Genomic DNA, 20,859 nt, shown 5'->3' on the forward strand with positions numbered 1-20,859 from the left:
TAGAACATAAAAAGGGGGGCTTTAAATGAAATTTATTGTGTCTGCAAGTGTGATTGTCCTTAATGAGAACGATGAAATCTTACTTATGAAGGGACGGAGAGGCTGGGAAATGCCTCAAGGCTGTGTGGAAGAAGGCGAGACCATCACACAAGCTGCTATTCGAGAGGTGAAGGAAGAGACTGGCATTGATATTGAACTTATTAAGTTTTGTGGCCTATATCAGAATACTACGCGGGGAGTATGTAACAATATATTCACTGGAAAACCAATTGGAGGAACTCTAACTACAAGTATTGAAAGTGATGAGGTTGGTTTCTTTACATTAGAACAAGCCAATGAAATGATAACCTGGGGGAATTTCAAGGAGAGAATTCACAAAGCATTGGATGAGAGCACTCATCCCATTTTAGTTGAGTTCTCTGAATAACATATGGATGAAGGTATCTTGAATCATAGCTAAACAATATGGATTCAAGTAAGTCAATAATCTACTCCAACGAAATATAATTCGGCAAACGAAAGGGATATTTGAATGAACCCAATTACTATAGAACCAATCGATAAAACGAATTGGGAAGAGGCGATCGCAATATCTTTACTTGAAACGCAAGTAAATCTTGTACCGACGGTCATCGAATCTTTAGCATATGCCTACGTGAAGAGGTGAGATGCAGCTTTTGATCCATATCTTTTGCGTGAAGGCGATAAAGCTTTCGGTTCTTTCTATTTATCGTACACACCAGCAAGTACGGATAATTATTGGATTGGAGGATTTCAAATAGATAAGGACTATCAAGGAAAAGGATTAGGAAGTCAATCACTTTATATGATACTGGAAAGTATTCAGGAAAAGCATCCACAATGTCAAATCATCTCACTAACCGTAGAAAAAAGTAATGCACGTGCAAGAGCCTTATATGAGAAGATAGGATTTATTAATCAGGAATTGGAAAATCAGAATGGTGAAGTGATATATAAAATGAAATTGAAATAAACAGAAATCGGTCATTTTGAAGGTGCAATGATCCATTTTCATGTAAAAGGCGGGGATAGTATGGTGTACAACGATCTCACTACAACGATGACCACAGAAAGGCTGCTGTTAAGATTATTTACGAAATCAGATGCTGAAACCGTTACCAGACTATGTAATGACTACAACATTTATAAGAGCACACTCACATTACCCTACCCATATACATTAGATTGTGCAGTGTCTTGGATAGAGCAACATAAAGAAAATTTTAATGCGGATAAATTATATGAATTTGCTATTTGTGATAGGGAAACAGGTGATTTATACGGGGCAATAGCATTATCTAATCAACAACGTTACGATAACGGGGAGTTATCTTATTGGGTAGGTCAGCCGTTTTGGGGAAAAGGTTATGCAACGGAAGCAGCTAAAGCCATGTTAGACTTCGCTTTTGATGTGAAAAAATATCATAAGGTATATGCGCGACACTTTGCTTCTAACCCGGCATCCGGACAAGTTATACAAAAGATTGGCATGATAAAAGAAGGAGTACTGGTGGATCATGTCAAGAAAGAAGACCGGTATGAGGATCTGATTTACTACGGAGTAGTGAGAAATAAAGTGGAAATATAAAATTCAAACCCAACGCGGAGGAATACATAATGATAATTAAACCGGGTAAAAAAGTTTTACTTTCATGGATGGATTGTTATGTACCGGAAAAAGATTTGTTTTTCCTATCAAAAGAACATCTTGATTATGAATTTGACTTTACCGATGTACTATTAATGCCAAAAGAGGAGTTCTATAACCACAGCACTTATAGGCAAGTGAATTATGTGAATGGTTATGAGTACTGGAATATTAAGAACGTTGATTATGTAATCATTGCGGATAAAGAATGGATAGAAACCATTCCTGAAGATAAGAAACGATTTTTATTAAATGCACAAGTGCAAAGTGTAAGAGGGCTTGTTTTCCCTGTTGCATTTGTACATGATTTGGGGGAAATACCTGCAAGCTATGTGATGGATGGACATGTTATCCTTCAGCGCTTTATGTGGGAGAAGCTGAACAAATCATGTAAAGAGCAGATACTTACGACATTGGTTTACGAATGGTGGGATAAAGGGGAATGTGAGAAGCCACCTGAGTCGCTATCTTCTTTTCTAAAACCATATGCCAATTCGTTTGCTAGTTCCCAAGGTGCAAATTGCCTCGCAGCTGTTTTGTTTGCAATCTCCAAAGGGAAAAAGGAATGGTTTATCTATGAATGGGTACATCAAAAAACATTTCTAGAGAAATTAAAACAGTATGATTACGAGGAGTTATTAACTGACGAACTACATCATGGGGACGTTGTCCTATGGACAGATGAGAATGGGATCATTCAACATGCAGCATATCATCTGGGAGAAGAACTATATTTCAATAAAGATGGGCAAACGATATTCAACCCGTGGAAGATACTCTCTAAAGAGCAGCTGTATAGGGAGTGGGAGCATCTAACCATTGTAAAGTATAGGCCATGTAATGAAGTGTTTTGATGGGAATTAAAATGGAGTTCCCGTACTTTTATTTGGAGGTAAAGACATGAATCGACTGATTCCATCCATAGATTTAATTAAAGAAATTGAACTCTCTGAAATCGATTATATGACAGATCGCATGCTTGCTATACAGAGTCGGTACAAAAATCCAGAAAGAATTGATATTCAGCAGTTTGGAAATGCCGTCTGTTTCTACAGTAAGACCATGCCATGGCCCACGTTTAATACGGTGAAGGGCTTAACAAATAATGATCTGGAACACATGGATGCAATCATTGATTTTTATAGACAGCGTGATCGAAAGGTTCAGTTCGAAGTTATTCCATCTGTGGTGGATCAGAACTTCTTGAAACGTTTAACCGACTTAGGCATGTATACATCGGGATTTCATTCATCTCTGATCATCAAACCAGAAGAAAAAAAGAATCACTCAGGTCATATCCAAATTCAAGAACTTGAAGAGGATCAATTCGAGCTATACGCGACCATTCATTGCAGGGGGGCCGGTTTGTCGGATGACGGTATCCCTTACGTCGCCCAGAATAATAAGGTTCTTTATCACCGTCCAGGTTGGAAATTTTACATCGCATATGTCAATGACATCCCTGCAGCGGTAAGTGTTCTGTTTATTAAAAATCAAAAGGCATCCTTAACCTTTGCAGCAACATTACCTGAGTTTAGAAATCAGGGTGTACATCAGCAGCTTTTGAATAGAAGAATAACGGAAGCCTTGAATAAGGAATGTAATCTGGTGGTAGGGCAATGTTCATTTTTATCTCAAAGCCATCGAAATATGGAGCATGTTGGCATGAAATTGGGATATATCCGAACAGCATGGACTGAAAGATAAGAATCAATTTGAATTAGGAGGCAGCTCATGAACAATACAAATAAAATCCTGGGTGCGGTTCTCATGATTAGCAGTATTTTTATTTCAACCTTAGATAGAATTTCCGTGAGAATATCTACAGCCATAGTGGAAGCGGGTTACGCTTCAGGTGGGAAAACACGCGAGATAATCCCAGCAAGTGATAATGGTTTCACGGGTTTTCTCGTATATTTCTTATTTTTCGTCGGATTTGTGTTATTGATTGCTGGATTCCCTGGGAATCCCAGAAAGGATAAAACAAATAGGTACACACAAAACAGATCTTAGGAGGGGTTCATTTTGCCTGAGTACGAAGAAGCCCTAAACGGAGGCAATGTGAATAAGGTTGTAAAAGTAGGTAGCACAGTTCGTCGTGACGCTATACCGAATCCGTATGTATATGAATTGCTTAAGCACCTTGAAAAGGTGGGCTATGCGCATTCCCCTAGATATTTGGGAGTAGATGAGCAGGACAGAGAAATCCTTTCTTACCTGGATGGTGTGGTTTCGGGAAATGACTATCCTGAGATTGAAAGTTATATGTGGTCTGATGAGACCTTAGACAAAGTAGCGAAACTTTTAAAAAGCTATCATGATGCTACAGTGGATTTTGTTACAATTACGGTTTCTTTAAATAATTGCCCATTGATTTCTTCAAAGGAAGAAGTAGTCTGCCATAACGATTTTGCATTGTATAACGTTGTGTTTAAAGATAGGCTTCCTGTAGGAATCATTGATTTTGACATGGCAGGGCCTGGTCCGCGTCTATGGGATATCGTTTACAGCTTGTATACCTCTGTCCCATTAGCAGCTTTTTCACCGGGTAAAGATGAAAGAGAAGTCGTTCCATACAATAAACAGGATCATGCATCTGAGCGGAAAAGACGTATAGCGTTATTTTTTAACGCTTATGGTATGGATGTGCCGACAGATCTGAAGGAATGGGTGATTTCTCGAATTCATTTCATGTGTACCACACTATCTGATCGGGCGGCGTCTGGAGAAACAGCTTTTATCAAAATGATTGAAGAGGGTCATTTGGCTCATTATGAGAAGGAAGTAAGGTTCCTTGAGAAGCATTTCGGTGATTGGAGTTAATTAAAAAAAAACGAAACGGAACGAGTGATATTATTGTGATCAGATTAATACCTACTACAAGAGAGAACTGGAAAGATGCATTAAACTTACAAGTTCAAGCCAATCAAAATCATTATGTTCCATCAGTAGCCGTGTCCCTAGCGAAGGTGCACATTCGTCCAGATGGGGATGAGTACAAGTATCTGCCATTTTGCATATATAACACGGAGGATAGCTTAGTTGGTTTTGTCATGATCACAGTCGATGAAACAACAGCTTGGTCCTATTGGTTAAATGGTTTTATGATCGATGTAAGCTATCAAGGTAAAGGATATGGAAGAGCAGCGATAGATGCAGTAATTAGCTATATAAAAGAGAACTATGTCCATAGCAAGTGTTTGAATTTAACGGTATGTGCAGAGAATGAAGTTGCCAGAAAGCTTTATGATAAAATGGGTTTTTCAGAGACCGGAGACGTATATGATAATGAAATTGTATATCGATTCGTTTTTTAAAAAGCATTTTAACTTACTCCTACTTCTGCTTAACCAGTACAACACCGATGATGATGACCACAAGCCCAATCCACGTTTTCCAAGAAGGAACTTCCTTCATGAACCAGTATCCCATCCATATGGAGATGAGCACTTCTATGCATTTGGCAATGACCAGGACATAGCCCAGTTGACTGACAGCTTTCATTCCAAACTTGACGCCGTATCCTACGCTCAGATTAGCGGCTAGAAATAAAGGCAGCATCCAAAGATGGAATTTAAATGTGGACCAGAACTGAGTGTCAATATGCTTGCTTTGATATGAAAAAATAATGTTGATACAGGCTAAGCCAGCAAACATGAGCACAAAGCTGATAAGGTACAGCATAACATCACTCCCAAGGATAAGTAGTATGATTAATGTTTCCTCGAACCAAAAAATTTATCCATGGGCATGAAATGCTGTTAGCGAAGATGTGGGTTCCAGCTAAACCGATGATAGTGAGGATGTTTCGACGGGTCAATGATTCTGAAAATCAGACTGTAAACAGGCGATATTCGTTATGTTCAGTCAAGTGATCTGGAAAACATTTCAATGATGAATTTTACATAAAAGCAATGTAGAATTCATTAAAATCCACACGTCCTTTTATATACTTAGTTTGTTTGACTCAGCGAACTAAAAGGACTAGGTGGTCGTTTAAATGTTAAAAAAACGAGACTTGCACGAATGCCACTCACTGTATGATTTGATGGTGGACACCGCTGTTTTTCCATACGTTCGTCATAAGTGCCGATCTTATGAGGAATATTTATTTGCAACCAAACAGGTGATTGATGAAGAAGAGCAAAACACATGTATTTCCAGAACGATCCTTAATGAGCTGGGACATCCCATCGGAACCATTGATTTATATCACATGGAACATAAGACAGGTTTTCTTGCGACATGGATTGGAGCCCCTTATTTCGGAAAAGGTTACAATCAACGAGCAAAGGAAGCCTTTTTCGCTGAGTTGTTTCTTCAACGTGAAATTGAAACAGTATTTCTTAAAATTCGAAAACAAAACATTCGATCCAAGAAAGCGGTTGGGAAATTGCCTTATGTCAAATTAGCCACTGATATATACCACGAAGTGTATAAGTTGATAAACAATACGGAACAAATTTATGATTTGTATTACGTGAATTGTTCTGACTTTATGGCAAGTGAAGAGATGAAGCATGTGGTTGCTACGTAATAACAAAAAACTTCTTTCGATATCTATTCAAACGAAATCCCGCCAGGTTTGTCCTGTCGGGATTATTATTATTTTCTTTGACAGTCCATAATTTTGTGGATAGGAAACAATAAGTAAGGATGCAGGAATATGGAAATTAAGGTCGAAAGAAGAGATATAAGCAAGAATTCAATAACCTTATAAACAAGTCGCAAAGTATATTATTTCTGGGGTGAAGTAATGGAGATCAAAAAAATACAGAATCTATCCAATGATGATTGGCTTCAACTTGGAAGCTTTGGATATAAATCAACTCAAAAATATGAGCTTACCAAACAGGAGACACAAGGTTCCTTTAGTATGCTTTTAACGTTAATAAATCTAGATGACATCTACGAAAAAGAAGAATTGAACAGTACAGATGATTTGGAACGATATGAAGAAATCATACAACTGGGATTTTCTTATGGAATATATATAGATGGGAAAATCATAGCGCTCGCAATTTGTGAACCACAAACTTGGAATAATACGCTGATGATATGGCATCTTCAGGTTAATGAAAAATACATAAGAAAAGGATATGGAAGATTGTTGATCAATAAAGTGAATGAGATTGCCCAGGAACAAGGCTTCAGAGCGATCACGTTAGAAACCCAGAATACGAACGTTCCAGCCATTCATTTTTACATGCAATGTGGTTATCAAATTGAAGGAATTGATGTATCACTATATTCAAATAATCATAGCCAAAACGAAGAAATAGCTTTGTATATGAGAAAGAAGATCAAACAGAGTATCTAGGTATTATCTTGAAACCGCTTAAATCTATGATGTTTGGTGAGGAGAGAGTCTGCATGATAACGCTCAGAAAAATAACACTGGATAACCGACGTTCTATATTTAACCTGGAAGTTTCAGAAGAGCAGCGACAATATGTTGCATCAAACCTTTCAAGTGTTGCATCGTGTTATATTCTTGCAACTAATGGCGGCTCACCGTTTCCACTTGCCATTTACGCAGATGAGCAGCCTGTAGGTTTTGTAATGATAACTTACGGAATCACGGGTTATGATCTTCCTGTGATTGCTGACAATAGCTATTGTATTTTGCGACTGATGATTGACAAGCAGCACCAAAGCATGGGCTATGGCCGGGAAGCATTAAAGAAAATATTGGAGTTTATTCGAACTTTCCCAGCTGGACCTGCACGTTATTGTTGGATTCCATATAGTCCTGATAACTTGGCTGCCAAAAAGGTATATGAGAGCTTTGGATTCCATGAAAATGGTGAAGTGTGCCATGACGAGCTCATAACAGTATTGGAACTTTGAATTCTATTTTTAGAGGGAGACTTTATAACAAAGATTCACGCTCAATCTAATAGCTTTTGCTTTCCTATGTCGTAAAATAGAAGTTCAATAGTTGTATTATTTTACCATACATGATAACGTGACATAAAACCAACTATTTTAGTTGGAAATGTATTTTGGAGGTATGATCATGACTAATATCGCAAAGAATCTCACAGATCTGATTGGAAATACACCGCTATTGGAGCTTTCTAATTTTGCGAGAAAGAATCAAGTTGAGGCGAAAATTATTGCTAAATTGGAATACTTTAATCCAACAGGTAGTGTAAAAGATAGAATCGGATATGGAATGATAAAAGACGCTGAACAGAAGGGGCTAATTAACCAAAATTCAGTGATAATAGAACCGACGAGCGGAAATACAGGTGTAGGGCTTGCTTTTGCAGCTGCAGCATTAGGATACAGATTAATCATAACGCTTCCTGAGAGTTTCAGTGTAGAACGTAGGAAGTTGTTGATCGCTTTGGGAGCAGAACTAGTTCTTACACCTGCCACAGAAGGAATGTCTGGAGCCATCAAAAAGGCTGAAGAAATTGCGGCTACAATCCCTAACTCATTTATACCTCAACAGTTTAAAAATCCAGCAAATCCACAAGTACATAAGGTAACAACCGCAGAAGAGATTTGGAGAGATACTGAAGGTAAAGTGGATATTTTTATTGGTGGTGTTGGTACAGGCGGAACCATATCTGGAGTTGGCGAAGCACTTAAACAAAGAAAAGAAAATGTGGAAATTATAGCTGTAGAGCCTTCGGATTCCCCGGTACTTTCTGGAGGAGCTAAAGGAGTGCATACCATTCAAGGAATTGGTGCCGGGTTTGTTCCCGACAATTTTAATAGATCTGTAGTTGATGAGATCGTACAGGTGAGAAATGAAGATGCATTTGAAACAGCTCGTTTTTTAGCTAAATCCGAAGGATTATTAGTCGGTATTTCGTCTGGTGCTGCTGCATATGCAGCAGTGCAAATGGCAAAAAGGCCAGAGAATAAAAATAAAAGTATAGTTGTACTATTCCCGGATACAGGGGAACGATATTTATCAACAGACCTTTATCCAGAAGCATAAGACGGAAATGTTAAGCTGCCCTCACCGCTTAAAAGCATCGTTGCCGTTTCTTTGAAGAATAAACTGGTGAGGGCATGGATTCACAAACGTAATACGCAACCTCGGAAATCGATAAGTTTTGGAGGCAGCGTATATTCAATTCAATCTACATGCGTTGTAGTGACGAAAAAATAGTATAAGGGTGAACGCGATGACTGTTGGAAGAAAGGTTTTTGTTTTAAAGGAAGAATCACGTATTGATCCGATAAGTAAGGAAACCAGAGAAGTGCTCATTAGTATATACTATCCTTCCAATCCAGTGGAGCATGAGTCGAAGTATATTTCGTTATTTGAACCTAATATCTCTTCCGCTGTTGGTATGCTCTCTAGTATGGGAGTGGATAAGGATTATATTTGTAATCTGGATACAAAAATACATAATGATGAGAGTGTTGATATTACGGCTAAAAACTGTCCCATTATTTTTGTAGCCCCGGCTTTTGGTGTAGTTAGAGATATGTATTCCTTTTGTGTAGAACATTTAGTGGGGTGCGGATTTGTTGTCATTACTATAGGAGCCACTCATGAATCTATATTTTCCATTTTTCCTGACAGACGTTTTGTCCAGCAATCCAATGTGATATCTGAAATAGACAGCTTAGATATTCATTCTTGGAAACAATTATTGAAGCTTAGAGTAGAAGATATGAGTTTGGTTATGAAAAACGTAGATAAGGTCTTGGATTCAGATAAGGATCTTAGGGCCATAGTCGATGTGAATGGAATGGGGATCATTGGTCATTCATTAGGTGGGGCTGCTGCTTATGAATTGCTTAAAAGAGAAAAGAGAATTAAGGCTAGCATTCTATTAGATCCTAGTTTCCATTTAATGACCACGAATAAGGAAGAGGGAGTATCTGTGCCGTTATTGGTAGCTCGGCAAGAGAAATGCTCGTTTGAAGAACTGGAAAATGAAATCTCTCCAGACCTATTACCTTTGTTACTGAGTGGGTATGAGTCTTTGTTTAACTCGAGTGATCAGAATAGTTCATTTATTAAATTAAACGGTGCTCATCATATGACTTTTAGCGATATCCCGATACATTACAACGAAGATGGGATAGAACACAAGCATTCCACTATTAATAAGTATATCTCTGCTTTCCTTGAGAAACATTTAAAGAAGGAAGAAAGTAAATTTCATGAGCTGCTGAAAAATAAGATTAATGATGGAATCGATCAAGTAAATAGTAAAGGACATGTTATTTAATGAGGGGGACTAGAAATGTTTAGATAACACACGCCTTAAATATTTTATAGGTAGTTAGCATTGATGAGGAGGAATGACGCATGGAATTAAATAATTGGTCTGAGGAACTTAATTCTTATGATTTATCAAATGAGTATTCCATTCAAAAGGCTGAGCCCGAAGAATGGGGACTGTATTGTTCAGTCTATTATAATATGGCCTATACTGGATTTTTTAGAGAGGAAGGCTACTTCAATGTTTCGCGGAATAACTCTTTTTGGATTTATAAAGGAGAGTCAAAAATCGGTGGGGTAAGGATGGCACCCAATACGTTATATCATCTATTCTTTATGCCCCCATTCAATGATTCATTTGAGGTACTGAAACTTCTTAAAACAATACTCATAAAATGGTCTGATGCAACTCAACGTATCAAGATATATGAAATTCTCCCCGATCAAGTACATTTATTTACGAGGGCTGGATTCTGGCCAGATGAGTTCAGATGTCGCTGGATGCAGCGCCCGACAGATCATTTCAATGTGCATTGGGATCATGATTTTATCGTTAAGAGCCCCGAAATTATCGAGAATGAAACAGGTGCTAAGCAATACATTAATGAAGATGAAATCGCTCAGTGTGACTTTGACAGCTTTGTAGGAGGTTTTGAAGCCTTACGCAGAAAGAAAACATCCCTTGAAGACTTTATCCCGAACGAAGAAATCTATTTTACCAATGAGAACCTAACTCAAGCTTCTACGCTTGTATATGATAAGGTTACTGGACAGCTCATAGCCAACTGTCGCCTATGTTTGCAGGATAATCAAGCAGCAGTATATAGCATCGGAGTCAACTCTGCTTACAGAGGAAAAGGACTAGCTACACGCATGCTGCAAAGAGCACTGACTTCTCTTAAAGACAAGTATTCAGTTCTAAGGTTATATGTCATGGAAGGCAATGATGCCGAATCAGTTTATTTTAATCTTGGATTTGTTCCTGGCGTTCAAGAGATACAAACGATGTATGTTCCAGTACATGAGTAGTCACAGTTAAATTAATCAACTATTAACCCGAGTGGATCTTTTGGAATGGGGCAGCATCGCTGTTTCTAATCTCTCGGGTTTCTGTTGCTTGAGGAAAGGATGGTTATTATTGGGACTATATTAATGTTGGTAGTGTCTTTGTTTTTTGGTATTTTTGTTGTGAAAATCGGAATGGATAATTCCAAGAGTAATCAGTACAACAAAGAAATATTGCAAGAATTAAGAGAAATCAAGGAGATTCTAAGGGAAGAACGATGAAGACAACCTCAAGGAGGCGTTAGGGTGCTTTATGATTTAAAAGGCGAAGCCAATATGTCACCTGTTGTTGGGTTGTTATTTGCTGCGGTTATAGAAAACAGCCAACGACTCCAACGAATCACGGAAGGTATGTCGCAAGAAGAAATAGATTATAAAGGACCTAATAACAACTTCAATAGTACCGCTCAATTAATAAAACATATCACCTACGTCGATCTGAATTGGGCTTATCGAATAAAGGGATTACCACTTCCTCAAAACTTAAAAGAGCAACATGGCCCTATGATTGATGAGAATGGCAGTCTTCCGATGGTTCAAGGAATATCTTTGAGTACACTTATGTCGACATATGAAGGTGTCATAACCATGTTGAAGGACGCGTGTACACAATTAACGGATGATGATCTAGCGAGGATTGTCACTTTTGGGCATGAAAATGAGAAGCAAGCAACCGTATGCTGGGGTATGTGGCATATCGCTGACCACAGTCGTTATCATCAAGCTCACATTAATCAACTTCGAAGATGGTATCAAGAAGCTTACTAAAGAATGATGAGAAAGCGGTATTCGTATTGCATTTGCCTTTGAACAGCTAACAGCTCATAGAAAAAGCCGAACTTATAACATTGGAAGAGCGTCTAATATATAGCATCGTTAAAATTTCGGTTATTAGGAGCTATTCAATAATGAAGAAAATAAGTACTTATATTATAGTTTTATTAACATTGAGTTTAATCATTCTTGGTTCTAAATTTGTTGAATCTCAAAATCAAAGAAAAGAGCTTCAGAATTCTATTGATAATTCATTCAGATATGAAATAAGTAATGTCCAGCACAGCTTTAGTATGGTTGTTAATGATTACACGTATAGATCAATCATATCAAGTGTGTCTAATGCAGCTGCGATATCGGAACTAACTTCTTTCGGGAAACTGAATGATGATTTAGATATTAGTTTGTACCAATTATATATCTCACTTAGAGAGGAAAGATCCAAAGACAAAGTCTTATCACGAATAGAAGAACTTAGAGAAATATTTAGTATGTTGGTCAGGGATCCGATAAACCATGAGGCAATAGACAGAATAATTCAGATCAACAATGATACATTTTTTAATACAAAAGAAGAATGAGCACCCGGTGAGATGAGGAACATTCAGTTCATGTGAAAAACAAAGGAGGTGATTCCATTGGTAAACAAATAAAATGAGAAAATCTAAATGTTGATTTAAATAAGCATGCAGATTTTCTCTCTTATGGATCAAGAATTTATCATAGAGGAGAATGAACATGCTAAATCAATTAAGTGAAACGATCTATTATCTATCTAACCAAAATGATAAAGAAAGACCAACATTGGGGTTAGTTTGCGGTGATAATTACAGCCTTGTCGTTGACGCTGGAAATTCGGTTCAACATGCCAGGGATTTCTTACATGAGATAGAGAAGTTAAATGTTCCGCCTGTTAAATATGTGGTCATTACTCATGCCCATTGGGATCATTTTTTAGGAATGAATTAATACGGAGCTACGATTATTATGAATAGTCTAACTAGCCAAAAGATGAATGATTGGCGGAACTATTCTTATAATGATCGCTCTCTACAGGAGTATGTGGATTCCAAGAAGATGACTTCACATTGTATGGAGACGATACAAAATGAAATACCGGAGAGAGACACATTTCAGTTATGTCCTCCGGATATTATTTTTGAAAAGTCACTCCATTTGGACTTGGGCAATAAAGTTTGTGTGCTTGAAACCATTCGTAGCACCCATACCGATGATTCAACCATTGTATATATTCCGGATGAAAAGGTCATTTTTCTGGGCGATAGTGCTTACAATACAACTACCAATTCGCTATATCATATTAAGCAAGACAAGTTATTGCCTATGATTGAGGACATTCAGCAATATGATGCCGTTCATTTCTTGCTTGGTCATGAGTCGATCTGTGACGTGGAGGAGATGGATACGTTTTGGAGAGAGCTCATCTCAGCCAATGATGCTGTGAAATCGACGTCATTAGAAGCAGCTATCGAGCGTTTTGAAGCAGCCAATAATCGAACAGCCAATGACAATGAGCTTTTTTTCTTACAAGGATTCGTGAATGATCAGATATTACAATCAAAAGCAACGGAATAAAAGAACATCCATGAAAACCCATTTCAATTGATCCATGTGAAGTTCTCTGATATACTTTTCGCATGATATTTGATTGGGGGTTACTCAGATGGCAATGCTGAATTGCTCGTTAGCTAGAAATAACTCATGCAAAGCCTGATCGGGGGCGATACTTTGCGTGGGGCGCGATAGCTTAGATTCTTTCGCCCATACTTAATTTTATCGTTTCTAATAACAGGCTTTGCCCTTATTGATTTTTTTCTATGAAAAATAAGGAGCTGAAAGCTATGAGTACACCATTTATTAGAAACCACCAATATAATTTGATTAAAAAACAAGCGGAATTTGTTCGCAAAACCGTGCAATCCGCCGCGGATCGCAGGGTCCTGGAGACTGTTAGATACAGTGCTGCAACAAACATCGTTGAAGCATTTACGGATCTGACAGAGAACCAGCAGCAAATGCTGGAGCAAATCTCGTCGCTGGAGACAACAGACGATTTTCAACGGTATATGAAAGCATTGGAACCATATCTGGAGTTGTATCCATCGATTACGTTGAAACAAATTCAGAAGTTATTTCCGAAGAACAAAAAGATGAAAATGCCTGATCTACCATCCATTGATTTTCGATATGTAACGTACCTGAGCTGGGTAGATATTGCGACGAACAAATTATTCGTTGTATATCCGTTCGATGGACAGTTTATCGGTATTGAGGGAAGAATAACGCCGACACACAAGAAGGGGTACTACCTATTCTGTAATCGGCATCAAGAGCTTGCATTCTTCACGGTCAAGACCAAGAACGCTTTACCGGATAATTATTCTGCGATTGGTCAATACGTATGCATGGAGAACCAAGGATGTAATCACAGCATTACCAATACAGAATCGCTGGAGAAGTTCATTCTCTCCGTTCGTAAATAAGGTTATATTAAGTAAAGGCTGCCTGCAAAGGCGGCCTTTTTTGCTTATGCTTTCATTCCTCAAGGATACTCAGAAATCATTGGAAAAAGAGGTTGATAATTGTTAACATGTAATCATACGGTGTGTAAATGGAGAAGAGGTAGGAAATTGGAAATCAAAGATCGTCCGAAGATAACAATCCCAAAAACGTTACTGGAAAAAACTTTAGATATCACAACCATCATTTTATTTATTATTGGCATTATATACTGCTTGCAACAATGGATGACCTTACCGGATCAGATACCGATTCATTTTAATATGAAGGGGGAGCCTGATGGCTGGGGAGGAAAGTGGGGAGTATGGCTGCCCTTAGTCATTGGGCTTATTTTATGGATTGGACTTTCGCAACTGGAGAAGTATCCTCATACGTATAATTACCTCAATTTGAATATGGAGAATGCGGAGAGACAATATAAAAATGCACGGCTCATGATTAATCTGATGAAGACGGAGATATCCATATTTTTTATTTATATCAGTTGGATGATTATTGAGTTTTCAAGTGCGGATAAAGTCACTCATCATAATTGGTTGCCCGTTGTCATATTCATTATCGTTTTATTTAGTTCCATAGGTTTCTTTATATACAGATCATTTAAACTCAAATAACGTTGGAGCTAGGGTCTTATTGAAGAAGTGAAGACAAATACTATGAAATCGTGAGGATCTGAAAAATGAATAACCCTGCTGTTAACGATGAATTGAAAATTGTATTTGAAGATCATGAACAGGATTACCATGCTGTATGTAGCAATCTGTATCAATACAATCTAAGAGAAACAAAGGGTTTGTTAAAAAAACCTGGAAAAAGCATCAATTTGTTTCTAAGGGATAAGACTGGCAAAGCAGTAGGTGGGATCTTCTGTGCTACGTACTGCTATACTTTATATATTGATAACTTTTGGATTGATGAAGAATACAGAGAAAATGGGTATGGGAAATCATTAATCATGCAAGCAGAAAGCATTGCTGTTAGTGAGGGTTGCAAACTTTCACATACAAGTACATTTTCTTATCAGTCTCCTGAATTTTACAAGAAGATGGGTTATGAAGTGTTTGGAATGATAGATGAATACCCGGAAGGAATTATTCAGTACTTCCTGAAGAAAAGATTATAGACTTACATAGGAATCTCAAAAATATCATATAACATATATAAAGGAGAAATGATATGACGGTCGTTGGAATATTGGGGACAATTCATAATCAAGAATTAAGAGAAAAATATAATAGTTCTCTTACCTTGTATGAGGATCTGATTACAGAATTCAACCCGGATATTATCTGTGGTGAAGTGCATCCCCAGAGTTGGATGAAGTATATCAAGGATAAACAGGATAAGGGATATTGGGGTGAGCCAGCCAGTGAGTATTGGGAGCTTATCTTTCCATTATGTGAAGAACGGAATATAGAGTTTGTGCCTATTGACTGGTTTGAGTTAGATGTCTGGAATGATTTTGATCCATTGAACAGCTTCTCAGAAGAGGAGCGTAAAGCGTTGGAGAAGATCGATGATGAATGGTTTGCTAAACAAATGAATACACATGACGTTGGAACGATTCCCTTTAATTCGGTTGCGTTTGATACTATGACCAAACAAAAATATGAATGGTTGGATCAGATTAATCCAAAAGCAAATAACTTTAGATGGATCGTACGAAATCAGATCATGATTCAACGTGTGAAGAACACGTATCATTCGAATCCGGGTAAGAAAATTTTATGTGTTGTGGGAGCAGATCATAATTATATTTTCAAAGAGGAATTGATTAATGAACCTATTGAGTTGGTATATCCATTACGGTAGTTCAATTAATAGACTATAACTTTCAGGAGGCTTATGCCATGATCAGATTGTGCAACAGTATGGACGCAGATGCAATGGTTGAGATCATTAATGATGCAGCAAAGGCATACCAGGGTGTAATTCCTGAGGATCGTTATCATGAACCCTATATGCCATTGCAAGAATTGAATCAGGAAATCCGTGATGGCGTCGTATTCTGGGGCTTTGAAGAAAATAATAGATTATGGGGCGTTATGGGAATTCAGGATAAAGGTGATGTTGCTTTAATCAGGCACGCATATGTAAGAACTCACCAACGGGGGAGCGGAATAGGCACAAAGCTGTTGGCTCATCTGGTGGCATCAACCGATAAACCGATATTAATAGGAACCTGGGATTCCGCAGAATGGGCTATAAAATTCTATTTGAAAAATGGTTTTACCCTAGTTTCATCGGATGAGAAGAAGCAGTTATTAACTAGATACTGGAACGTCCCCGAAAGACAAATCGAGACCTCTGTTGTTTTATGTGACGGGAAGTGGAATGCTTTTTGAAATGAAATAGCATTTTTCGAGGACATAAGTGTAACTAAATGATGAGAGGTGCTTGTATGCTTTATCATTTTAGCGAGTTCTCAGATATCCAAGTTTTTATTCCAAGAGAGAAACAAAACAGAGCTGAATTTCCAGCAGTGGTGTGGGCCATTGATGAAGAGCATGAATATTCATATTACTTTCCAAGAGATTGTCCAAGAATCATTTGTAAAAAGACTGACACGATAAGTGATGAGAATATTGAGAAGTTTTTCAAACATTCTAATGCGGATATCATCATTACGGTTGAAAGTTCATGGTATCCGAGGATTATGAATCAGATCATGTACAGGTACCATTTCGATGACACCAACTTTGAACGCTTTGATCCAATGGCGGGATACTACATTTCTTATCAGGTTACTAAGCCTCTACATATAGACCGCATGGAGGGTTTAATAGAGAGATTATTTGAAAAAGGAATCGAACTCAGATTTACTCCAAATCTGTATCCACTGAGAGAGGCGATACTGACATCGGATTTTAAAGAATTTGGAATACATAGATTCAATAAAGCAACGAAAGTTTAGAGCGAACTTGAGTGGCATAGGGGGGATTTCTATACAGTATCCAATAGTAGTATTAGATTTGGATGGAACATTACTCAACACAGATAAACAAATTTCGAAACGGAATTATGAGGCAATGGTGACATGCTCTAAACAAGGGATCAGATTCATCTATGCTACAGCACGTCCACCAAGAGCAGTAAGGTTGCTTTTACCTGAGGAATTGCTCCATAGCGGTTCTTTTATATATTACAATGGAGCCTATATCCACTGCAATTACACTGGTATCTAGATTAAATGTTTTGGTTACAGACGGTGGTAATCTTGTTCAAATCTCATCAATCAAAGCCTCCAAAGAAAATGCATTGAAAATTTTGTGTAAGGCAATGAAAATAAAAGTTGAAGATGTAATGGTTTTTGGTGATGATTTTAATGATATCGGGCTTTTTGAAATATGTGGCTGGTCGGTAGCCATGGGTAATGCAATTGAAGAGTTGAAGATTCTCTCGAAAGAGATCACTGATACGAATGATTCTGACGGAGTTGCGAGAGTGTTGGAACGGATGTTGAGATGAATGATTTTAAAATTTGTGATGAACGATATCAATTCGAAAAGGAGATGGATGTACTTGTAGCGCTATGGTAGTTATAGGCTTTTTTACGATACAGAATCTGCTATTTCGTATATAATAGAAATTCATATGAGTCTGTATAACTACATAACATCGCGAGGTGCACCAATCTTATGCCAACCATCTATGACTTTAGCGTAACCAAAACGAGTGGAGAACGTTTCCCACTCTATCAATACGAAGGAAAACATGTACTGATCGTAAATACAGCGAGCAAGTGCAAGTACACACATCAGTTCGACGACATGCAGAAGCTTTATGACCGATATAAAGAGCAAGGGCTTCAGATCATTGGTTTCCCGTGTAATCAGTTTGCGGAGCAAGAACCGGGAAGCAGCGAAGAGGCGGAGACCTTTTGTCAGATTAACTATGGTGTGAAATTCCCTATGTTCTCCAAGATGGATGTCAATGGAGAAGCGGCGCATCCGCTGTATGACTTTTTGAAAAAGTCGGGACCTTTTGCAGGCTTTGATGAGTCAGATGTGCAAGCGAAACTGCTAAAGCTGATGGTGGCGGACAAAGCACCGGAATGGTTGCATGGTGATGCGATCAAGTGGAACTTTACCAAGTTTCTGATTGATGCCGAAGGGCATGTGGTTAAACGTTTTGAACCTGTTGATTCGATTGACGAGATCCAGGCGAGTATTGAACAGCTACTGTAATTTATCTTTCACATTCCTAAAGGGCCATGACACGTACCGTGCAAACAAACGGATATGTGCATGGCCTTCTATATTTCAAAAGTCTATCCAGTACTATCCGACATGATGTGAAACGGGTAAAATGGTAAGAAACCTCTCCAGAACAGGAGGTACTTGAACGTGCCAAGTGTAATGCAATTTAGTGGTCCATTGGAATATAGCTATCGCTCCACCAGCACGTACGACCCTGGAGCATCGGACGGATTTCATTCGCATCCACAATATGAGGTGTACTATTTTCATGATGGCGAATGTACCTATCTGATTGGAGATCGAGTCTACAACCTTGAACCGGGTGACCTGGTCCTGATGCATGGCATGACCCTTCATCGGCCACATCCCATGCCTGGCAGACCTTATGTGCGAACGACGCTGCACTTTGATCCCTCGGCCATCCGCAGCAGTCTGCATCCGGACCGAGTGAGCGAGGTGTTAAAGCCGTTCGAAGAACTGAGAAACTGCCGGATCAATCTGACAGGCAATATCCGCTCCGAATTCGAAGCCTTGCTGTTGAGTCTGCATCAGCTTACCGTGAATCCGAGGGATTTCAAAGAGGAACGCATGAACGTTCGTTTATGTGACCTGCTGTATGTTATAGCTGGAATCTGCCGAGGCAGAGTGGAGGACCACCTTCCTTCTTCCGAGAAGGAGCGGCATGTACAGCATATCATTGGTTATGTCGAAACCCATTATATGGAGGACATTGGTCTGGATGATCTGGCAAGTGAGCTTCATCTGTCCAAGCCTTATCTGGCCGGATTGTTTAAAGAAATGACGGGTAGTACCATATTTAAATATGTGTATGACCGCCGCATTAATCAGGCCAAGCTGTTATTCCAATTCCAGCCGGATATTAGTGTGACAGAGGCCAGCAGGTTAGCCGGGTTCAAACGTTTATCCCATTTCAGTCGAATGTTCAAACAAAGTGTAGGGTGTGCACCAGATTTGTATCGTAGTCGATTACATCGTTCGTTTGATTAATGTAGCGTTACGGATCAAAAATTTTACATGCTGCACAGCCTGAGGAGGTTACTGAATGCAATCAGAACAACCATTCAAGCTTGATTACCGAATTGGATCAGCCGATGCCGATTACAAATCACAATGTCGTGCATCTGCTTTACTGGAGCATATGCAGTTGGCAGCAGACCGTGATTTAGCAGGTATGGGAGTTACCGTATCGCAGATACTGAATCAGGGATTGGGCTGGATGCTATTAACGACAGATGTCACAATCATGCGCCCAGCCCGATTGGAAGAAGAAGTATCCTTGCAGACGTGGCATAAAGAAAATAAAGGTGTGACATGGTTAAGGGATTATATCCTTACAGATCGAGAGGGAACACATCTGGCTGAGGCTCGTACAGCTTGGGCGTTGGTCGATCTGAAGAGACGCAGAGTCGTCAGACCATCAGCTTTACCTTTTGAAGTGAAATCGCATCCTGATTTATCCTTAGGTGAAGCCCCTGCTAAAGTGACGGTCCCTTTTGAACTCAGCTTGCAGGAACAATATCGTTTAACTGTACAATACAGCAGCACAGACAGTAATGGGCATATGAACAACGCCCGGTATGCAGACGTATGTTGTGATGCATTAACACTGGATGAACTGGCTGCAGGTATGATCCGTCTGCAAATTTCATATCATCGTGAGATTCGTATGCAGGAGTTAATGATTGTTGAGCGTTCAGAGGTTACAGAGGGAGCTGTGTGGGTTCGAGGAAGATTGGCTGAAGAGAATGAGAGTATTATTTTTGAAGCCAAATTAAGTCTCGCAGACTCAACCGTTTCGCCCAGCAATCAATAAAATGGAACTGAATACAAGTAGATGAAGTCAACCAGTCCGTTCTGGTTGGCTTTTTTCTATTTTTACCTCCTGATGCAGATATAGATGCACCTGTTACGTTCATCGCATATTTCGCGCCGTGTTTAGAAGGCAGGCAGAAAAGGTAAAAGAAGGGTAAATGAAAACTGAGGAGGAATCACGAATGAAAGAGCGCACACCGGATCAAAATAACAAGGATGCACATAAGGATCGTTCCCATGATAATCCGGAGCAGTATCCGACAGAGCAGGAAAGTTTGCTTGACCAGCATGAAGAAGAGCAGACCGTGGACCCCATTCCGATGGAAGATCTGAATATGGAGAAGCAGGAAGAGAAGAATAAGGATCAGACCAAAAGCAATTCGTCAACGGAAGAGAAATATCGAGCAGATTATCGTGAGTCGCAGTGATCAGAATCAATTCAATTGCTGTTAAAAATGATACTTAAATCCCCCTATTCAAAAGGAAATGACTAGATGTACCTTTAGTGAAAATAAAATAGTTTGTTGACTAATGTATGTTACTATATTATAGTTACTATGTTGGCAATTTAGGAAATACCA

31 protein-coding genes are annotated in these 20,859 nt (G+C 38.8%); 30 read left to right on the forward strand and 1 reads right to left on the reverse strand.

Annotated elements, in window-relative coordinates:
* Nucleotides 1–25 precede the first annotated feature (25 nt).
* The 8 genes from BUA17_RS02350 to BUA17_RS02385 all read left to right on the forward strand — a co-directional run bounded on the left by BUA17_RS02350 (nt 26) and on the right by BUA17_RS02385 (nt 4,986).
* The gene (locus BUA17_RS02350) at nt 26–427 is read left to right on the forward strand and encodes an NUDIX hydrolase (protein WP_062324469.1); all 402 of its coding nucleotides are present in this window, start codon (nt 26–28) and stop codon (nt 425–427) included.
* 264 nt (nt 428–691) lie between these two features.
* Nucleotides 692–994, forward strand: coding sequence for a GNAT family N-acetyltransferase (locus BUA17_RS02355; RefSeq protein WP_244552053.1), 303 nt, complete (start codon nt 692–694; stop codon nt 992–994).
* A 60-nt stretch (nt 995–1,054) separates the two neighbouring features.
* Nucleotides 1,055–1,609: a GNAT family N-acetyltransferase gene (locus tag BUA17_RS02360; protein WP_072732472.1), complete on the forward strand. Its 555-nt coding sequence runs from the start codon at nt 1,055–1,057 to the stop codon at nt 1,607–1,609.
* 29 nt (nt 1,610–1,638) lie between these two features.
* Nucleotides 1,639–2,523, forward strand: coding sequence for a hypothetical protein (locus BUA17_RS02365; RefSeq protein ID WP_072732473.1), 885 nt, complete (start codon nt 1,639–1,641; stop codon nt 2,521–2,523).
* A 46-nt stretch (nt 2,524–2,569) separates the two neighbouring features.
* The gene (locus BUA17_RS02370; RefSeq protein WP_072732474.1) at nt 2,570–3,376 is read left to right on the forward strand and encodes an N-acetyltransferase; all 807 of its coding nucleotides are present in this window, start codon (nt 2,570–2,572) and stop codon (nt 3,374–3,376) included.
* Nucleotides 3,377–3,403: 27 nt separating this feature from the next.
* Nucleotides 3,404–3,682: a hypothetical protein gene (locus BUA17_RS02375; RefSeq protein ID WP_063563283.1), complete on the forward strand. Its 279-nt coding sequence runs from the start codon at nt 3,404–3,406 to the stop codon at nt 3,680–3,682.
* A gap of 12 nt (nt 3,683–3,694) precedes the next feature.
* Nucleotides 3,695–4,492: an aminoglycoside phosphotransferase family protein gene (locus BUA17_RS02380; RefSeq protein WP_072732475.1), complete on the forward strand. Its 798-nt coding sequence runs from the start codon at nt 3,695–3,697 to the stop codon at nt 4,490–4,492.
* 32 nt (nt 4,493–4,524) lie between these two features.
* Nucleotides 4,525–4,986: a GNAT family N-acetyltransferase gene (locus tag BUA17_RS02385; protein WP_072733447.1), complete on the forward strand. Its 462-nt coding sequence runs from the start codon at nt 4,525–4,527 to the stop codon at nt 4,984–4,986.
* Nucleotides 4,987–5,005: 19 nt separating this feature from the next.
* On the opposite strand, the gene BUA17_RS02390 is transcribed toward BUA17_RS02385, so the two are convergent.
* Entirely contained in the window at nt 5,006–5,353 is a 348-nt protein-coding gene (locus BUA17_RS02390; protein ID WP_063563286.1) for a hypothetical protein, read from the reverse strand.
* A gap of 316 nt (nt 5,354–5,669) precedes the next feature.
* Here BUA17_RS02390 and BUA17_RS02395 point away from each other — a divergent pair, with 316 nt between their 5' ends.
* From BUA17_RS02395 to BUA17_RS02495, 22 genes are all read left to right on the forward strand, one after another.
* Nucleotides 5,670–6,206 (forward strand): GNAT family N-acetyltransferase, encoded by a 537-nt coding sequence (locus tag BUA17_RS02395; RefSeq protein WP_072732476.1) that lies wholly within the window; start codon nt 5,670–5,672, stop codon nt 6,204–6,206.
* Between the two features lie 219 nt (nt 6,207–6,425).
* Nucleotides 6,426–6,989 carry a GNAT family N-acetyltransferase gene (locus tag BUA17_RS02400; protein WP_072732477.1) on the forward strand — a complete coding sequence of 188 codons (564 nt, stop codon included), beginning with the start codon at nt 6,426–6,428 and terminating at the stop codon, nt 6,987–6,989.
* 53 nt (nt 6,990–7,042) lie between these two features.
* On the forward strand, nt 7,043–7,519 hold the full coding sequence (locus BUA17_RS02405) for a GNAT family N-acetyltransferase (protein WP_064638954.1): 477 nt from the start codon (nt 7,043–7,045) through the stop codon (nt 7,517–7,519).
* 169 nt (nt 7,520–7,688) lie between these two features.
* Nucleotides 7,689–8,624 carry a cysteine synthase A gene (cysK, locus tag BUA17_RS02410; protein ID WP_072732478.1) on the forward strand — a complete coding sequence of 312 codons (936 nt, stop codon included), beginning with the start codon at nt 7,689–7,691 and terminating at the stop codon, nt 8,622–8,624.
* Between the two features lie 190 nt (nt 8,625–8,814).
* The gene (locus tag BUA17_RS02415) at nt 8,815–9,873 is read left to right on the forward strand and encodes an alpha/beta hydrolase (protein ID WP_072732479.1); all 1,059 of its coding nucleotides are present in this window, start codon (nt 8,815–8,817) and stop codon (nt 9,871–9,873) included.
* An 80-nt stretch (nt 9,874–9,953) separates the two neighbouring features.
* The gene (locus tag BUA17_RS02420) at nt 9,954–10,895 is read left to right on the forward strand and encodes a GNAT family N-acetyltransferase (protein ID WP_072732480.1); all 942 of its coding nucleotides are present in this window, start codon (nt 9,954–9,956) and stop codon (nt 10,893–10,895) included.
* Nucleotides 10,896–11,177: 282 nt separating this feature from the next.
* On the forward strand, nt 11,178–11,699 hold the full coding sequence (locus tag BUA17_RS02425) for a DinB family protein (RefSeq protein WP_072732481.1): 522 nt from the start codon (nt 11,178–11,180) through the stop codon (nt 11,697–11,699).
* 140 nt (nt 11,700–11,839) lie between these two features.
* On the forward strand, nt 11,840–12,286 hold the full coding sequence (locus BUA17_RS02430; protein WP_072732482.1) for a hypothetical protein: 447 nt from the start codon (nt 11,840–11,842) through the stop codon (nt 12,284–12,286).
* Between the two features lie 157 nt (nt 12,287–12,443).
* Nucleotides 12,444–12,674, forward strand: coding sequence for an MBL fold metallo-hydrolase (locus tag BUA17_RS31505; protein ID WP_244552054.1), 231 nt, complete (start codon nt 12,444–12,446; stop codon nt 12,672–12,674).
* An 18-nt stretch (nt 12,675–12,692) separates the two neighbouring features.
* On the forward strand, nt 12,693–13,301 hold the full coding sequence (locus BUA17_RS02435; RefSeq protein WP_244552055.1) for an MBL fold metallo-hydrolase: 609 nt from the start codon (nt 12,693–12,695) through the stop codon (nt 13,299–13,301).
* A 266-nt stretch (nt 13,302–13,567) separates the two neighbouring features.
* On the forward strand, nt 13,568–14,209 hold the full coding sequence (locus BUA17_RS02440; RefSeq protein ID WP_072732483.1) for a FusB/FusC family EF-G-binding protein: 642 nt from the start codon (nt 13,568–13,570) through the stop codon (nt 14,207–14,209).
* Nucleotides 14,210–14,356: 147 nt separating this feature from the next.
* Nucleotides 14,357–14,860 carry a DUF1648 domain-containing protein gene (locus tag BUA17_RS02445; RefSeq protein ID WP_063563296.1) on the forward strand — a complete coding sequence of 168 codons (504 nt, stop codon included), beginning with the start codon at nt 14,357–14,359 and terminating at the stop codon, nt 14,858–14,860.
* Nucleotides 14,861–14,925: 65 nt separating this feature from the next.
* Complete coding sequence (locus tag BUA17_RS02450) at nt 14,926–15,369, forward strand: GNAT family N-acetyltransferase (RefSeq protein WP_072732484.1); 444 nt, start codon at nt 14,926–14,928, stop codon at nt 15,367–15,369.
* A gap of 53 nt (nt 15,370–15,422) precedes the next feature.
* Nucleotides 15,423–16,058, forward strand: a complete 636-nt coding sequence (locus BUA17_RS02455) for a hypothetical protein (RefSeq protein WP_063563298.1) — start codon at nt 15,423–15,425, stop codon at nt 16,056–16,058.
* Between the two features lie 38 nt (nt 16,059–16,096).
* Nucleotides 16,097–16,591 carry a GNAT family N-acetyltransferase gene (locus tag BUA17_RS02460; protein ID WP_063563299.1) on the forward strand — a complete coding sequence of 165 codons (495 nt, stop codon included), beginning with the start codon at nt 16,097–16,099 and terminating at the stop codon, nt 16,589–16,591.
* A 56-nt stretch (nt 16,592–16,647) separates the two neighbouring features.
* Complete coding sequence (locus BUA17_RS02465) at nt 16,648–17,160, forward strand: DUF6886 family protein (protein ID WP_072732485.1); 513 nt, start codon at nt 16,648–16,650, stop codon at nt 17,158–17,160.
* Nucleotides 17,161–17,218: 58 nt separating this feature from the next.
* A complete protein-coding gene (locus tag BUA17_RS31510; RefSeq protein ID WP_072732486.1) occupies nt 17,219–17,431 on the forward strand; it encodes an HAD family hydrolase in 213 nt (70 codons plus the stop codon).
* Between the two features lie 10 nt (nt 17,432–17,441).
* Nucleotides 17,442–17,714 (forward strand): HAD family hydrolase, encoded by a 273-nt coding sequence (locus BUA17_RS31515; protein ID WP_072732487.1) that lies wholly within the window; start codon nt 17,442–17,444, stop codon nt 17,712–17,714.
* A 170-nt stretch (nt 17,715–17,884) separates the two neighbouring features.
* Nucleotides 17,885–18,433, forward strand: coding sequence for a glutathione peroxidase (locus tag BUA17_RS02480; RefSeq protein ID WP_072732488.1), 549 nt, complete (start codon nt 17,885–17,887; stop codon nt 18,431–18,433).
* Between the two features lie 159 nt (nt 18,434–18,592).
* Nucleotides 18,593–19,453 carry an AraC family transcriptional regulator gene (locus BUA17_RS02485; protein WP_083584553.1) on the forward strand — a complete coding sequence of 287 codons (861 nt, stop codon included), beginning with the start codon at nt 18,593–18,595 and terminating at the stop codon, nt 19,451–19,453.
* Nucleotides 19,454–19,508: 55 nt separating this feature from the next.
* Nucleotides 19,509–20,279 (forward strand): acyl-[acyl-carrier-protein] thioesterase, encoded by a 771-nt coding sequence (locus BUA17_RS02490; RefSeq protein WP_072732489.1) that lies wholly within the window; start codon nt 19,509–19,511, stop codon nt 20,277–20,279.
* 181 nt (nt 20,280–20,460) lie between these two features.
* Nucleotides 20,461–20,706 (forward strand): hypothetical protein, encoded by a 246-nt coding sequence (locus BUA17_RS02495; protein WP_072732490.1) that lies wholly within the window; start codon nt 20,461–20,463, stop codon nt 20,704–20,706.
* Nucleotides 20,707–20,859: the final 153 nt, after the last annotated feature.

It is taken from the genome of Paenibacillus sp. ov031 (assembly GCF_900143165.1).
Lineage (GTDB): Bacteria > Bacillota > Bacilli > Paenibacillales > Paenibacillaceae > Paenibacillus > Paenibacillus marchantiae.

Excerpts from the sequence above, each read along its gene's own strand:
- BUA17_RS02370 (WP_072732474.1), top strand. The coding sequence starts at position 2,570 with ATGAATCGACTGATTCCATCCATAGATTTAATTAAAGAAATTGAACTC.
- BUA17_RS02455 (WP_063563298.1), top strand. The coding sequence starts at position 15,423 with ATGACGGTCGTTGGAATATTGGGGACAATTCATAATCAAGAATTAAGA.
- BUA17_RS02405 (WP_064638954.1), top strand. The coding sequence starts at position 7,043 with ATGATAACGCTCAGAAAAATAACACTGGATAACCGACGTTCTATATTT.
- BUA17_RS02395 (WP_072732476.1), top strand. The coding sequence starts at position 5,670 with ATGTTAAAAAAACGAGACTTGCACGAATGCCACTCACTGTATGATTTG.
- BUA17_RS02480 (WP_072732488.1), top strand. The coding sequence starts at position 17,885 with ATGCCAACCATCTATGACTTTAGCGTAACCAAAACGAGTGGAGAACGT.
- BUA17_RS02390 (WP_063563286.1), bottom strand. The coding sequence starts at position 5,353 with ATGCTGTACCTTATCAGCTTTGTGCTCATGTTTGCTGGCTTAGCCTGT.
- BUA17_RS02435 (WP_244552055.1), top strand. The coding sequence starts at position 12,693 with ATGAATAGTCTAACTAGCCAAAAGATGAATGATTGGCGGAACTATTCT.
- BUA17_RS02440 (WP_072732483.1), top strand. The coding sequence starts at position 13,568 with ATGAGTACACCATTTATTAGAAACCACCAATATAATTTGATTAAAAAA.
- BUA17_RS02495 (WP_072732490.1), top strand. The coding sequence starts at position 20,461 with ATGAAAGAGCGCACACCGGATCAAAATAACAAGGATGCACATAAGGAT.
- BUA17_RS02400 (WP_072732477.1), top strand. The coding sequence starts at position 6,426 with ATGGAGATCAAAAAAATACAGAATCTATCCAATGATGATTGGCTTCAA.
- BUA17_RS02415 (WP_072732479.1), top strand. The coding sequence starts at position 8,815 with ATGACTGTTGGAAGAAAGGTTTTTGTTTTAAAGGAAGAATCACGTATT.
- BUA17_RS02375 (WP_063563283.1), top strand. The coding sequence starts at position 3,404 with ATGAACAATACAAATAAAATCCTGGGTGCGGTTCTCATGATTAGCAGT.
- BUA17_RS02460 (WP_063563299.1), top strand. The coding sequence starts at position 16,097 with ATGATCAGATTGTGCAACAGTATGGACGCAGATGCAATGGTTGAGATC.
- BUA17_RS02450 (WP_072732484.1), top strand. The coding sequence starts at position 14,926 with ATGAATAACCCTGCTGTTAACGATGAATTGAAAATTGTATTTGAAGAT.
- BUA17_RS02465 (WP_072732485.1), top strand. The coding sequence starts at position 16,648 with ATGCTTTATCATTTTAGCGAGTTCTCAGATATCCAAGTTTTTATTCCA.
- BUA17_RS02350 (WP_062324469.1), top strand. The coding sequence starts at position 26 with ATGAAATTTATTGTGTCTGCAAGTGTGATTGTCCTTAATGAGAACGAT.
- BUA17_RS02420 (WP_072732480.1), top strand. The coding sequence starts at position 9,954 with ATGGAATTAAATAATTGGTCTGAGGAACTTAATTCTTATGATTTATCA.
- BUA17_RS02365 (WP_072732473.1), top strand. The coding sequence starts at position 1,639 with ATGATAATTAAACCGGGTAAAAAAGTTTTACTTTCATGGATGGATTGT.
- cysK (WP_072732478.1), top strand. The coding sequence starts at position 7,689 with ATGACTAATATCGCAAAGAATCTCACAGATCTGATTGGAAATACACCG.
- BUA17_RS31505 (WP_244552054.1), top strand. The coding sequence starts at position 12,444 with ATGCTAAATCAATTAAGTGAAACGATCTATTATCTATCTAACCAAAAT.
- BUA17_RS02360 (WP_072732472.1), top strand. The coding sequence starts at position 1,055 with ATGGTGTACAACGATCTCACTACAACGATGACCACAGAAAGGCTGCTG.
- BUA17_RS02430 (WP_072732482.1), top strand. The coding sequence starts at position 11,840 with ATGAAGAAAATAAGTACTTATATTATAGTTTTATTAACATTGAGTTTA.
- BUA17_RS02490 (WP_072732489.1), top strand. The coding sequence starts at position 19,509 with ATGCAATCAGAACAACCATTCAAGCTTGATTACCGAATTGGATCAGCC.